We start from the raw sequence: 13,218 nt of genomic DNA on the forward strand, positions 1-13,218 counted from the left end.
TGGGAGTGTGGGGAACGGTCTACCGTACACTCTAACCAGAGACCACCGCCGCCTTATTCCCGCACAGCGGGCCCGTCGAGCAAGGAGACCTGATGGCCGTCTTCGCAGTCCAGTACACCTACAGCTCTGATACCGAAACCCGGATGCAGACCCGCCCGCAGCACCGGACGTGGCTCTCCCGCCTGTTCGACGAGAAGGTGATCCTGGCTGCCGGCCCATTCGACGAGGAGCGTCCCGGTGCCCTGCTTCTCGTGCATGCCGAGTCGCAGGCGGCCGTCGAGGACGTCCTCACCCAGGATCCCTACGCCGAGGCGGGCGTCATCGAGGGTGTGGAGATCCGCCAGTGGACACCGGTCTTCGGACCGTGGGTGCAGGACTGATCCGTCCCGACACCTGAATGCCGCAGGGCCAGCCGGTTGATCCGGCTGGCCCTGCGGCTTTTCGTCTGCGGTCAGAACGGTGTCACCTTTGTGTTCCGGTGTCCTCGCCTGTCGCCTCGGTGCCTGCGGCGTGCGATCCGCCCGAGGCGGTGGTCTGCTCACCGTCGGAGGCCGGTGAGAGCGAGATCGGTTCGCCGTTGCCGGTGAGGCTCTCGCCGATGCCCGCCTCGGTCGTGGCCGGGGTGTGCGGCATCGTCGGGTCGGCGGAGACTGCTTCGGGCAGCACGGACTCGCCGGAGGTGCCGTTGTCCTCGCGGGCCGAACGGACCTCCTCGTAGACGCGGGCGGCATCGACGTGCTCGATGGTGCCGTCCTTGTGGCGCACGGTGTGCTCGACCGGGCCGAGCGGGATGCGCGACGGGTAGCGGCGCATGTGGATGAGCGAGGCGATGGTCGCCGTCAGCATCGCGGCACAGATGACGCCGAGCGACACCCAGGTGTTGACGTCCGGGACCATCGGCAGGAACGTCTCGTGTGCGGCGTGCATGATGAGCTTGACGCCGATGAACGCGAGGATCGCGGCGATGCCGTACTTGAGGTAGATGAGCCGGTCCATGAGACCACCGAGCAGGAAGTACAGCTGGCGCAGACCCATGAGCGCGAAGAGGTTCGCGGTGAAGACGATAAAGGGGCTGCGGGTGATGCCGAAGATCGCCGGAATCGAGTCGAGGGCGAACATCACGTCAGTGGTGCCGATGGCGAGGAACACGAGCAGCATCGGGGTGTAGAACTTCTTCCCATCGATGCGGGTCGTCAGCTTGTTGCCGTTGTAATCGTCGGTGATGTTGATGCGCTTGCGCAGCATCTTGATGAACTTGTTGTCCTCGTTGTCCTCGTCGTCGCCGCCGAAGGCCTGGTTCCATGCGGTCCACAGAAGGAAGGCGCCGAAGATGAAGAACACGCCGATGAACATCTCGATGATGATCGCGCCGGCGAGGATGAAGGCGCCGCGGAAGATCAGCGCGAGGATGATGCCGACCATCAGGACTTCCTGCTGGTACTTCGCCGGCACCTTGAACCGGGTCATGATGATGACGAAGACGAACAGATTGTCGATGCTGAGGCTGTACTCGGTCAGCCAGCCAGCGAGGAACTGGGCGCCGTGTTCTGAGTCGCCCATGAGGAACATGAGGCCGGCGAAGATGAGAGCCAAGGTGACGTAGAAGCCGACCCACAGGCTGGCCTCCTTCATGGAGGGCACGTGGGGGCGTTTGACGACGAGGAGGAGATCCACCAGCAGGATGAGGCAGAGCACTGACAGAGATGTGATCTCAAACCACAAGGGCAACGCAGAGTTCATAGCAGCCTTTCTTCAGAGTGTCGAAAGTCTCTCCCGCAGGCTGCGTGCGTGTACCTGCTCTCGTGCCCGGATCGCATGGGCGAACGTGATGACGAACACGAGATGACTGGGATACTCCCCTTCCAAGCACTCAAGTGTACATCCCTTTACGCGTGACCTTCCTTCTGCATCGTGCGCAGCTCCTGTTTAAGGTCGCCGAGTTCGTCACGCAGACGGGCGGCGAGCTCGAACTGCAGCTCGGCTGCTGCGGTGTGCATCTGCTCGGTCATGGTGGCGATGAGCTCAGTGAGATCGGCTGCCGGCGGGCGCAGGCTGCCTCCGCCGGAAGCTGCGTCACCGCTGCTGACGGCGCCCGCGCGCTGATCGTCGGTCAGAGTGGCGTTGTAACCGCGCCGGCCCTTGCCGTAGTCGAACTGGGTGAGCAGCTCACGGGTGTCCTCGTCCTCGCGCTGCAGCCGCTCGGTGATGTCGGCGATCTTCTTGACCAGCGGAGTCGGGTCGATGCCGTGCTCCTCGTTGTAGGCGATCTGGATGTCGCGGCGGCGGTTCGTCTCGTCGATCGCGTACCGCATCGACGGAGTGATCGTGTCGGCGTACATGTGCACCTCGCCGTTGACGTTGCGGGCGGCACGGCCGATCGTCTGGATGAGGGAGGTGCCCGAGCGCAGGAAGCCCTCCTTGTCGGCATCGAGGATCGCCACCAGCGACACCTCAGGGAGGTCGAGTCCCTCGCGCAGCAGGTTGATGCCGACGAGCACATCGAACTCACCGCTGCGCAGCTCGCTCAGCAGCTCGACGCGGCGCAGGGTGTCGACGTCGGAGTGCAGGTACTGCACGCGCACCTCGTGCTCGAGGAGGTAATCAGTGAGGTCCTCGGCCATCTTCTTCGTCAGCGTAGTCACGAGAGTGCGCTCGTTGCGGTCGACGCGGTCGCGGATCTCACCGAGGAGGTCGTCGATCTGGCCCTTCGTCGGCTTGACCTCGACCTTCGGATCGACGAGTCCGGTCGGGCGGATGATCTGCTCGACGACCCCGTTGGCGCGCTCCAGCTCGAAGGGTCCGGGGGTTGCGGAAAGGTAGACGGTCTGGCCGATCCGGTCGAGGAACTCATCGAACTTCAGCGGCCGGTTGTCCAGGGCGCTCGGCAGCCGGAATCCGTGCTCGACGAGAGTGCGCTTGCGCGACATATCGCCTTCGTACATGCCGCCGATCTGCGGGACGGTGACGTGGCTTTCGTCGATGACGAGGAGGTAGTCCTCGGGGAAGTAGTCAAGCAGGCAGTTCGGTGCCGAACCGGGGGCGCGCCCATCGATATGCCGGGAGTAGTTCTCGATGCCGGAGGTGAAGCCCATCGACTGCATCATCTCGAGGTCGTAGGTGGTGCGCATCTTCAGCCGCTGGGCTTCGAGCAGCTTGTTCTGGCTCTCCAGCTCCTGCAGGCGGTTCGCCAGCTCCTCTTCGATGTCGGCGATCGCGCGGCCCATCCGGTCCTCACCGGCGACGTAGTGGCTGGCGGGGAAGATGTGGAGGACTTCCTCTTCGCGCACGATCTCACCGGTGAGCGGGTGGAGGGTGTAGAGCGACTCGATCTCGTCGCCGAAGAATTCGATGCGCAGCGCGAGCTCTTCGTACTGCGGGATGATCTCCACGGTGTCGCCGCGCACCCGGAAGGTGCCGCGGGTGAAGGCGAGGTCGTTGCGGGTGTACTGCATCTCGACGAACCGCTTGAGCAGCGCATCGCGGTCGTATTCCTCGCCGACGGCGACCGACACCATGCCCTCGACGTACTCCTCGGGCGTGCCGAGGCCGTAAATGCAGGACACCGTGGAGACCACGACGACGTCGCGGCGGGTCAGCAGCGCGTTCGTCGCCGAGTGCCGCAGCCGTTCGACCTCATCGTTGATCGAGGAGTCCTTCTCGATGAAGGTGTCCGTCTGCGGGACGTAGGCTTCGGGCTGGTAGTAGTCGTAGTAGGAGACGAAGTACTCGACTGCGTTGTGCGGCAGCAGCTGGCGGAACTCATTGGCCAGCTGAGCGGCCAGCGTCTTGTTCGGCGCCATCACGAGGGTGGGCCGCTGCACCTTCTCGATGAGCCAGGCGGTCGTCGCCGACTTGCCGGTGCCGGTGGCGCCGAGCAGGACGACATCGCGTTCGCCGTCAGCGAGGCGCTCGGAGATCTCCCGGATCGCCGTCGGCTGGTCACCCGAGGGCGAGTATTCGCTCACGACCTCGAACGGTGCCACGGAACGGACCACCTCGGGCCGGTGTCCGATCTTGGGCACGGGCCGCTGCGGAGCCTCCTGGGGTGTGGTGTCTGCCGGGTTGAGGACCTCACTCGATGCCATGCAACCACTGTACGCCGGGGCACTGACGCGGCCAACAGACTGTAGGCTGGAACACGTCAGCGCAGATGAGCCCCGGCACCGGTGGATCAGCACCGCTGGCAGTTGCGACGGATCAGCGCGAACTGAAAGGACCTTTCCATGGCCGAGATCGTTTCGAAAGCACACACCACCTGGCGCGGAGACCTCGCCGGCGGCACCGGCACCGTCAGCCTCGACTCCTCCCAGGCTGCCACTCTGGACATGCGCTGGGCATCCCGCGCAGAACAGCACACCAACGGCGTGACCAATCCTGAAGAGCTCATCGGCGCCGCCCACTCGGCCTGCTTCTCCATGGCACTGGCCAATGCGCTGACGGACAACGGCACGCCGCCCGAGGAGCTCAACACCGGCGCCGATGTCACCTTCTCCCCTGAGAAGGGCATCACCGACATCCACCTCGTGGTCGTCGGCCGGATCCCCGGCCTGTCGCACTCGGATTTCGAGCGCATCGCACAGAAGGCGAAGAAGGACTGCCCGGTGTCGAAGGCGCTCAAGGGCGTCGACATCCACCTCGACGCCTCACTCGGCTGAGCCCGTTCAGCTCGATTCTGAGCGGCGGAACTCATCACGCAGCGGCGTGAAGAACGGTTCCTTCGCCTCGGCATAGCGGCTGGTCGAACGGTCATCGATGTGCTGTTCGGCCAGCCGCTTCTTGGTGCCCTCATAGTCAGCGCGCACGGCGGCATCGGTGCGCAGCCGTTCGGCGAAATGCGCAGCGAACCGTGCTGACAGGCTGCCGCGGGTGCGCACGTGCACGTTGACCGGCTGGCCGGGATCGGCGTTGCGATGGAAGCGCTTCGCGACGTGGCCGGCGTCGTCCCAGTCATCGAAAGCGTCGACGTAGTGCTGCGGGTACCCGGCTGCCGTCAATGCCTCAGCTGCAGCATCCCACTCTGCCTCGGTGGTCGTGAGAACCTGCAGGTCGATGATGTCCTTGGCCAGCAGACCCGGCACGCTCGTCGAGCCGATGTGCTCGACCTCAGCATCAGACAGGCCCGCTTCTGTCAGTGCGTAGGAGATGCGGCTGCTCAGCCGCTGCGCCGTCTGTACGTGCTGCTCCCCTGCTGGGACGAGCTGAACGCCGGAGCGCTCGGCTGTCCGGCCGGCGGCGAGGTTGTCGGCAAAGGGCTGGATTCGCTTCGCGAACACCTTGGCGAATGCCGCCTGGGCCGATTCCGGTGTGCCTGAGTTGTCGATGACGACATCGCAGGCGGCCAGTCGCTCGGCATCGCTGGCTTGGGCGCTGATGCGCTTCTGCGCATCGACTGGATCCATTCCGCGGGAGTCGACCAGCCGTTTGAGCCGGATGTCGGCGGGCGTTTCGACGAGGACCGCGAGATGATAGAGCCGGGTCATGCTGTTCTCGACGAGCAGCGGCACGTCGTGGACGACGATGGGGGCGTCAGCGTGGCGCTCGTAGTGTTCCCGGGTGCGTTCGGCGATCGCCGGGTGCATGATCGAGTTGAGCTTGGCTGTCGACTGCGGATCGGAGAAGGCGACGACGGCCAGCCCACCGCGATTGAGAGTGCCGTCGGGATGGAGGACCTGCTCGCCGAACTCCGACACGAGTGACTTCAGGGCCGGTTCACCGGGCTCGACGATCTCGCGGGCGATCTCATCAGCGTCGATGACCGGGATTCCCCGCTCGCGGAACTGCTCGGCGATGGTCGACTTGCCGGCGCCGATGCCGCCTGTGAGTCCGATTCTCAGCATGCTCTCCACTCTACTGTGCGCGCTCGTCCACGGCAGGATCGTCCGGTCGTAGTGCTGGCAGGGGTCAGCGGCTGCGCACGTCGATGAGGAACACGCCGTCGATGTTCTGCACTGGGCTGCCGGCCCCTTCGGCGACGAAAGCCGCGATCAGGTCAGCAGCAGCCGGCAGGTAGGCAACGTCCTGTCCGATGACGATGAAGTCGATGCCCTCCTCACGCAGCGCGGTCACGGTGTCCGAGGCGGCCCGTGCCCGCACCTCGGGGTCGCCTGGGATCGGCTGGCGCAGCCGCTCGTCGAGCGCGTCGCGCTGGGCGCCGAAGACGATCGGGCTGGTGTCGGTCGAGCCGATGAAGTAGCCGCCGGTCTCCCGGTAATGCATTCCGGTCAGGGCCTGCCAGACAAGCGCGACGTCGGCGTCGGGCGCGGCCAGGGCGATGGGGCGAGGCATCGTCTTGACGACGCTGCCCGCCGGCAGGTGCTCGGCATATGCGGAGGCGTAGAACTCTGGGATCGGCACTTGGCGCGCCGACACCGGGCCGGTGCTGACGGCGATGACGATGACCGCTGCTGTCACCTGGGTGAGGGCGAGCAGACGGCTCTGCTTCTCCCGCGTGCGCAGCACCTGGTGCATTCCGACGGCCAGCAGCACCGCGGCCGCCAGGGTTGGATAGATCGCCAGGCGCATCGGCAGCACATTGCCGAGCACCGGCAGCGCTTCGATGAGGTGGTAGGGACCGACGGCCAGAACCTCACGGCCGGCGAAGAACCACGGTGAGCCGAGGGAGAGCATCCACATGACAAGCGCGGTGAGCGCGGTGATTCGCACGAGCGGGCCGAGGCGTCGGTGGTTCCAGAGGAGCACAGTCGTCAGGATGGCGAAAGCCAGCCAGAAGAAGCCGAGGTAGGCCCCGATCTCTGCTGGGTCGATCGCCTGGACGCGCGGCAGCGGGTCGGCATCAGGACCGCCGAGCAGCGTGAACTGGCTGGGGAAGACGACTTCGAGCAGGTCGTTGTTCCACACGCCTTGCGGGCGGATCGTCTGCTGCGGGGCACCAGGAGAGGTGAGCATCGTAAGGATGAGCGGCAGCCCGATGAGCAGCGCTGTCACTGCAGCGGCCGCTCCCCCGGTGAGAAGGCGTGTGAGACCTGCCCGCCGCTGCGCGGCATCATAGCGCCGGGCGAGCACGATGGCGGCGATGAGACAGAAGACGATGCCGGCGATCGAGAGGCCGGCGGCCAGTTCGGAGCTGACGTAGAGCTGCCAGCCGAGCAGAACCCCGAGGCAAAGGCCGATGACAAAGGCCCGGCGCAGGCTGTGGCAGCGGGCCAGCCGGATGAGGCCGTAGGCCACCAGCGGTGGGGTGAGCGCGACGGCGAGGTTGAGGTGGCCGGCGGATTGGGCCACGACGTAGGTGGAGAAGCCGTAGGAGAAACCGCCGAGGAACGCAGGACCGCGGGTGGTGAACTGGCGGATGAGCAGAGCAGCCGCCAGCGCCGAGGCAGGTGCGGCGAGCATGATGGCGATGTTGTAGGCAACGATCGGGCCGAACAGCCACGTGATCGGCACCATCGGCACGGCGATGCCGATGACTGAGGTGTTCCACGCGCCGTTGACGCCAGTGGGGTAGTTCATCAGCTGCGTGAACAGCAGGTTCGTCTCCCCTGACCCCTGCCCGAACCAGCTCGCGACGACATCGGCGGCATGGGCGAACCACCAGATGAACAGCGAGGGGTCGTCGTTGTGCGCGAAGACTGACCCGCTGAGGTCGGTGAGCAGCTGCCAGTAGATGACGCAGGACCAGGCGAGCAGGAACAGTGCGTAGAGCCCCCAGTCCCTGACCGGGCGCGTGAACCGTGTGCGCTGCTGGGATCTCATGATGCGCTGCCAACGCCAACGAGGGCGTCCGAACCGTGGTTCGGACGCCCTCGTGTCAGGCTGTGTGCCGGTCAGTTGCCTGCAAGCTTCTCGCGCAGTGCGGCGAGAGCCTCATCGCTGGCAAGCGTACCGGCGTCGGCCGGCTCGTCGGAGCTGTAGGAAGCCTGCGACGGGACGTCGGCGGCTTCGGAGCCACCGGCCTCGGCGTCGGCAGCGATCGCCTTGGCGACCTGCTTCTTGTGCTCTTCCCAGCGAGCCTGGGCAGCGGCGTACTGCTGCTCCCACTCTTCGCGCTGAGCCTCGTAGCCCTCGAGCCATTCCTGGGTCTCGGGATCGAAGCCCTCGGGGTACTTGTAGTTGCCGTCCTCGTCGTACTCCTGGAGCATGCCGTACAGAGCCGGGTCGTGGAACTCGGTGGCATCCGGGTCGACGCCCTCGTTGGCCTGCTTGAGCGACAGCGAGATGCGGCGGCGCTCCAGGTCGATGTCGATGACCTTGACGTAGATGGTCTCGTCGACCGAGACGACCTGCTCGGGCAGGTCGATGTGGCGCACGGCGAGCTCGGAGATGTGGACGAGTCCCTCGATGCCGTCTTCGACACGCACGAATGCACCGAACGGAACGAGCTTGGTGACCTTGCCCGGCACGATCTGTCCGATGACGTGGGTGCGGGCGAAGTGCTGCCACGGATCTTCCTGGGTGGCCTTGAGCGACAGGGACACGCGCTCGCGGTCCATGTCGACGTCGAGCACCTCGACGGTGACCTCGTCACCGACAGCGACGACCTCGCTCGGGTGGTCGATGTGCTTCCAGGACAGTTCGGAGACGTGGACGAGTCCGTCGACACCGCCGAGATCGACGAAGGCGCCGAAGTTGACGATCGAGGACACGACGCCCGGACGGACCTGGCCCTTCTGCAGGGTCTGCAGGAAGTCGTGGCGGACAGCCGACTGGGTCTCTTCGAGCCAGGCGCGGCGCGAGAGCACGACGTTGTTGCGGTTCTTGTCCAGTTCGATGATCTTGGCCTCGACCTGCTGACCGATGTACGGCGACAGGTCGCGGACGCGACGCATCTCGACAAGCGAAGCCGGCAGGAAGCCGCGCAGTCCGATGTCGACGATGAGGCCGCCCTTGACAACCTCGATGACGGTGCCGGTGACGACGCCTTCGTCTTCCTTGATCTTCTCGATGTCGCCCCACGCGCGCTCGTACTGCGCGCGCTTCTTCGACAGCATCAGGCGTCCGTCCTTGTCCTCCTTGGTGAGGACCAGGGCTTCGATCTCGTCTCCGACCTCGACGACCTCAGCAGGGTCGACATCGTGCTTGATCGACAGTTCGCGCGAAAGGATGACACCTTCCGTCTTGTATCCGATGTCGACCAGAACTTCGTCGCGGTCGACCTTGACGACGGTGCCTTCAACGATGTCTCCGTCGTTGAAGTACTTGATGGTCTCGTCGACTGCCGCGAGGAAATCGTCTGCAGATCCGATGTCGTTGACGGCGATCTGCTCGTTGGTCGCCGTTCCCGGCGTGGTGGTGGTCATAAAGGTTGAGACTCCGTAATGGACTTTTCACCGGCGCGGACGCCAGTGTCTAGATGGACTGATGGACTTTGTGGAATGCACGGCTGCGGTGAATGTGTCACGATGAGTGAGATCGGGAATACGGAAGATTTCCGACAGCGGCTGTTCTCGCCACGAGAACCGCGCCCACACGCGCGCAGCGCATACGATAGCCAATGTTAGCATCATCAATGCGGATGACGCACACGCGCGAGCAGATTTTAACCTCCCACAGCACTGGAGCCTTCCCATGACGGACAGCGAGTACTCTCCGGAGATCATCAGCGGCGGCTATCTCGCCATCGACGAAGAGGCGTCAGTGCGAGCCAATCGCAGCTATTGGGACCATTCGGCTGAGGAGTACCTCGCCGAGCACGGCAGCTTCCTCGGCGCTGCTGAGTTCGTCTGGTGTCCGGAGGGAATTCACGAATCCGACATCCAGCTGCTCGGCGATGTCGACCGTCAGCAGGTGCTCGAGGTCGGCTGCGGTGCTGGCCAGTGCTCCCGCTGGCTGGCCGAGCAGGGCGCCATCACGACCGGCGTCGATCTGTCCTCGGGCATGCTCGAGCAGGCCTCCCGGCTGCAGAAGGAGCATCCGCTCTCAGAGACCGCCGTGCCGCCGACGTTCCTGCAGGCTGATGCCCGGCAACTGCCGTTCGCCTCCAGCAGCTTCGACATCGCCTTCTCCTCCTATGGCGCACTCCCCTTCGTCAAGGACGCCGAGGTGGTCCTCGCCGAGGTCGCCCGCGTGCTGCGTTCCGGCGGCCGCTGGGTCTTCTCCGTCACCCATCCGGTGCGCTGGATGTTCCCGGATGTGCCCGGTGAGGCCGGGCTGACGGTCGAGTACTCGTACTTCGACCGCACCCCCTATGTCGAGGTCGATGCGAACGGCGAGCCGGTCTACGCCGAGCACCACCGCACCTTCGGCGACTGGATCTCTCTGCTCGTCGACGCCGGCTTCCAGCTCACCGGCGTGACCGAACCCGAGTGGCCGGAGCGCAATGAGACCGCCTGGGGCGGCTGGTCGCCGCTGCGCGGGGCGCTCATGCCCGGCACTGCGATCTTCTCGACCCGCCTGGGCGGCTGATCGCGCCGGCTGCTGTCCCGTCGCCGAGGCGGTGGCTCAGTGGGCGGCGTCCTGCCAGGACCGGCCGACGCCGATGTTGACGTCGAGTGGGACTGAGAGCTCAGCGGCCTGTCCCATCGTCGTGCGCAGCACCTCGCTGACGGCCTCGCGCTCTCCGCCGGCAAGTTCGACGATGATCTCATCGTGGACCTGCAGCAGCATCCGGCTCTTGAGGTCGGAGGCGGCGAAGGCATCGCGCAGGTTGAGCATTGCGATCTTCATGATGTCGGCAGCCGAGCCCTGGATCGGGGCGTTGAGGGCGGCGCGCTCGGCCATCTCGCGAATCTGCCGGTTCGAGCTGCCGAGTTCTGGCAGGTAGCGGCGCCGGCCGTACATCGTCTCGGTGTAGCCGCGGCCGCGGGCCTCGGCGACGATCTCATCGAGGTAGTCCTTGACCGCGCCGAAGCGCTCGAAGTAGCCCTCCATGAGCCCGCGGGCCTCTTCGACGGAGATCCGCAGCTGGCGTGAGAGCCCGAAGGCCGACAGTCCGTAGACGAGTCCGTAGGACATCGCCTTGACCTTCGCGCGCATCTCCGCGCTGACCTCGTCGACGCCGACGTTGAAGACCTTCGAACCGACGTAGGAGTGCAGGTCCTCACCGGCGTTGAACGCAGCGATGAGGCTCTCATCACCGGACAGGTGGGCCATGATCCGCATCTCGATCTGCGAGTAGTCCGCGGAGATGAGGTCTGTGTAGCCGGCATCGGCTTCGGAGACGAAGACATGCCGGATCCGCCGGCCGGCCTCGGTGCGCACCGGGATGTTCTGCAGGTTCGGATCCGTCGAGGACAGCCGGCCGGTGGCGGCGATCGTCTGCTGGTAGACGGTGTGGATCCGGCCGTCGTCGGCGACCATCCGCTCGAGCCCGGCGACGGTCTGCTTGAGCTTGATGACGTCGCGGTGGGCGAGCAGGTGTTCGAGGAACGGGTGCTCGCTCTTGATGTAGAGGTCGGCCAGTGCCTCGGCGTTCGTTGTGTAGCCGGTGCGGGTCTTGCGGGTCTTGGGCAGGTCGAGCTCTTCGAACAGCACCACCTGCAGCTGCTTGGGCGAGTTGAGGTTGACCTCGTGGCCGATCGCCTCGTACGCCTGCTGCGCGCAGGTCTCGGCCTGCCGGGTGAATTCGTCGATGAGGTCGGAGAGCTCGCTGCGGTCGATGGCGATGCCGGTGTGCTCCATATCGGCAAGCACCTGCACGAGCGGCACCTCGATCTCACGCAGCACCCCTGCCATGCCGGCAGAGTCAATCTCTGCGGTGAGCACCGGTGCGAGCCAGGCGATCGCGGCAGCGGCCTGTCCGAAGGCGGTGAGCCGTTCATTGCCGTCGTCGAGGTCGAGGGCGAGCTGCCCCTCATCGGAGGGTTCGGCCAGGGAGATCCCGCAGTGCGTGCCGGCAAGGTCGGCGAGGTCGTAGGAGCGGGCACCGGGTTCGAGGAGGTAGCCGGCGATCTCGGTGTCGATGGCCAGGCGCACATCGTGGTAGCCGGCATCGGCCAGTGCTTTGAGCTGGGTCTTCGCGCCGTGGAAGGCCAGGCTCAGGTGCGAGGTCAGAAACTCTGAGAGCGCTTCGACGGCACCCGGGTCGAGGGTCGTGAGGTCGAACGCGATGGCACTGTCCTCGGTGGCCAAGCCGATGACGTCGACGCTGCCGGAGCCGAGCTCATAGGTGCCGTTCGTCGCTACGGCGACGAGCGCCTCGGCGTCGGTGCCCTGCAGCCATTCCACGAGAGCGTCACTGTCGGCGACCGCTGCCTCGGGCAGGGAGCTCGCCGGCGCCTCGGCGGGGGTCTCATCCTGGCCGACGAGGGCGTCGAGGCGGGCGCCGAGCTGCCGGAACTCCAGCTGGTCGAACAGTTCGCTCACGGCCGGACGGTCGACGCCGGTCCAGGTGACGTCGTCGATGGCGACGGGCAGCTCGAGGTCGTCGATGAGCTTATTCAGCCGGTAGTTGCGTTCGACGTCGTCGAGGTGCTCGCGCAGGTTGCCGCCGACCTTGCCGCCGATGTCCTCGGCGTTGTCGATGACGGCAGGCAGGTCGCCGTACTTGACCAGCCATTTCGCTGCGGTCTTATCACCGACGCCGGGCACGCCGGGCAGGTTGTCGGCCTTCTCTCCGACGAGAGCGGCCAGCCCGCGGTAGTTGGCGGGTGTGACGCCGTACTTTTCCTCGATCGCGGCAGGAGTCATGCGGCTGAGGTCGGAGACCCCGCGCTTGGGGTAGAGGATCGTGACGCCGTCGCGGGCGAGCTGGAAGGAGTCCTTGTCACCGGTGATGATGTACGTGTCGATGCCGGCATGCTCCCCCTGCTGGGCGAGCGTGGCGAGCACGTCGTCGGCTTCGTAGTTCTCCTTCGTCACGACCGCGATGTTCATCGCCGCCAGCACGTCCTTGATGATCTCGACCTGGCCGTGGAACTCGTCCGGGGTCTTCGCACGGCCGGCCTTGTACTCGCTGTACTCGGCGAGCCGGAAGGTCTCGCGGCCGAGGTCGAAGGCCACCGCGATGTGACTCGGCGCCTCCTCGCGGCAGACGTTGAGCAGCATGGACACGAAGCCGAACACGGCGTTCGTCGACTGCCCGGTGGTCGTCGAGAAGTTCTCCACCGGCAGCGCGTAGAACGCGCGGTAGGCAAGGGAGTGTCCGTCGATGAGAAGGAGTTTCTGGCTCTGTTCGCTCACCCTGCAAGCCTAGCTGTACTTCCTCGGGAGGTTGTGATCGGGATTTGAGGTGAAAGAAGACCTCCGATATCGAAGTGGGTAACCACACTCACTCGAACCGGAGGTCTTCCATGACTCACCGTAATGCACCGATGACCGTCG

Annotated in this window: 8 protein-coding genes and 1 pseudogene; 3 read left to right on the top strand and 6 right to left on the bottom strand. The window is 65.5% G+C overall.

The window, feature by feature from the left end:
- The first annotated feature begins 92 nt into the window (after window positions 1-92).
- Complete coding sequence (locus HLA91_RS07385; RefSeq protein WP_102160237.1) at window positions 93-380, top strand: YciI family protein; 288 nt, start codon at window positions 93-95, stop codon at window positions 378-380.
- A gap of 424 nt (window positions 381-804) precedes the next feature.
- Here HLA91_RS07385 and HLA91_RS07390 read toward each other — a convergent pair.
- Both HLA91_RS07390 and uvrB read right to left on the bottom strand, forming a co-directional pair.
- A pseudogene (locus tag HLA91_RS07390) lies at window positions 805-1,740 on the bottom strand (TerC family protein); the annotation flags it as partial.
- A gap of 146 nt (window positions 1,741-1,886) precedes the next feature.
- Entirely contained in the window at window positions 1,887-4,085 is a 2,199-nt protein-coding gene (uvrB, locus tag HLA91_RS07395) for an excinuclease ABC subunit UvrB (RefSeq protein ID WP_170274147.1), read from the bottom strand.
- A 138-nt stretch (window positions 4,086-4,223) separates the two neighbouring features.
- Here uvrB and HLA91_RS07400 point away from each other — a divergent pair, with 138 nt between their 5' ends.
- Entirely contained in the window at window positions 4,224-4,655 is a 432-nt protein-coding gene (locus tag HLA91_RS07400) for an OsmC family peroxiredoxin (protein ID WP_102160240.1), read from the top strand.
- A gap of 6 nt (window positions 4,656-4,661) precedes the next feature.
- Here the strand turns inward: HLA91_RS07400 and coaE are convergent, their stop codons facing one another.
- The 3 genes from coaE to rpsA all read right to left on the bottom strand — a co-directional run bounded on the left by coaE (window position 4,662) and on the right by rpsA (window position 9,257).
- Window positions 4,662-5,837, bottom strand: coding sequence for a dephospho-CoA kinase (gene coaE / locus HLA91_RS07405; protein WP_170274148.1), 1,176 nt, complete (start codon window positions 5,835-5,837; stop codon window positions 4,662-4,664).
- Between the two features lie 64 nt (window positions 5,838-5,901).
- Complete coding sequence (locus HLA91_RS07410) at window positions 5,902-7,713, bottom strand: hypothetical protein (protein WP_170274149.1); 1,812 nt, start codon at window positions 7,711-7,713, stop codon at window positions 5,902-5,904.
- Between the two features lie 71 nt (window positions 7,714-7,784).
- The gene (rpsA, locus tag HLA91_RS07415; RefSeq protein WP_165882883.1) at window positions 7,785-9,257 is read right to left on the bottom strand and encodes a 30S ribosomal protein S1; all 1,473 of its coding nucleotides are present in this window, start codon (window positions 9,255-9,257) and stop codon (window positions 7,785-7,787) included.
- 268 nt (window positions 9,258-9,525) lie between these two features.
- Between rpsA and HLA91_RS07420 the strand changes: the two genes are divergently transcribed.
- Window positions 9,526-10,362 (top strand): class I SAM-dependent methyltransferase, encoded by an 837-nt coding sequence (locus tag HLA91_RS07420; RefSeq protein ID WP_170274150.1) that lies wholly within the window; start codon window positions 9,526-9,528, stop codon window positions 10,360-10,362.
- A gap of 36 nt (window positions 10,363-10,398) precedes the next feature.
- Here HLA91_RS07420 and polA read toward each other — a convergent pair whose 3' ends face one another.
- Window positions 10,399-13,077 (bottom strand): DNA polymerase I, encoded by a 2,679-nt coding sequence (polA, locus tag HLA91_RS07425; protein ID WP_170274151.1) that lies wholly within the window; start codon window positions 13,075-13,077, stop codon window positions 10,399-10,401.
- Window positions 13,078-13,218: the final 141 nt, after the last annotated feature.

Origin of the sequence: Brevibacterium luteolum, assembly GCF_013004595.1 — a bacterium.
GTDB lineage: Bacteria > Actinomycetota > Actinomycetes > Actinomycetales > Brevibacteriaceae > Brevibacterium > Brevibacterium luteolum.

Excerpts from the sequence above, each read along its gene's own strand:
- HLA91_RS07385 (WP_102160237.1), top strand. The coding sequence starts at position 93 with ATGGCCGTCTTCGCAGTCCAGTACACCTACAGCTCTGATACCGAAACC.
- uvrB (WP_170274147.1), bottom strand. The coding sequence starts at position 4,085 with ATGGCATCGAGTGAGGTCCTCAACCCGGCAGACACCACACCCCAGGAG.
- HLA91_RS07400 (WP_102160240.1), top strand. The coding sequence starts at position 4,224 with ATGGCCGAGATCGTTTCGAAAGCACACACCACCTGGCGCGGAGACCTC.
- coaE (WP_170274148.1), bottom strand. The coding sequence starts at position 5,837 with ATGCTGAGAATCGGACTCACAGGCGGCATCGGCGCCGGCAAGTCGACC.
- HLA91_RS07410 (WP_170274149.1), bottom strand. The coding sequence starts at position 7,713 with ATGAGATCCCAGCAGCGCACACGGTTCACGCGCCCGGTCAGGGACTGG.
- rpsA (WP_165882883.1), bottom strand. The coding sequence starts at position 9,257 with ATGACCACCACCACGCCGGGAACGGCGACCAACGAGCAGATCGCCGTC.
- HLA91_RS07420 (WP_170274150.1), top strand. The coding sequence starts at position 9,526 with ATGACGGACAGCGAGTACTCTCCGGAGATCATCAGCGGCGGCTATCTC.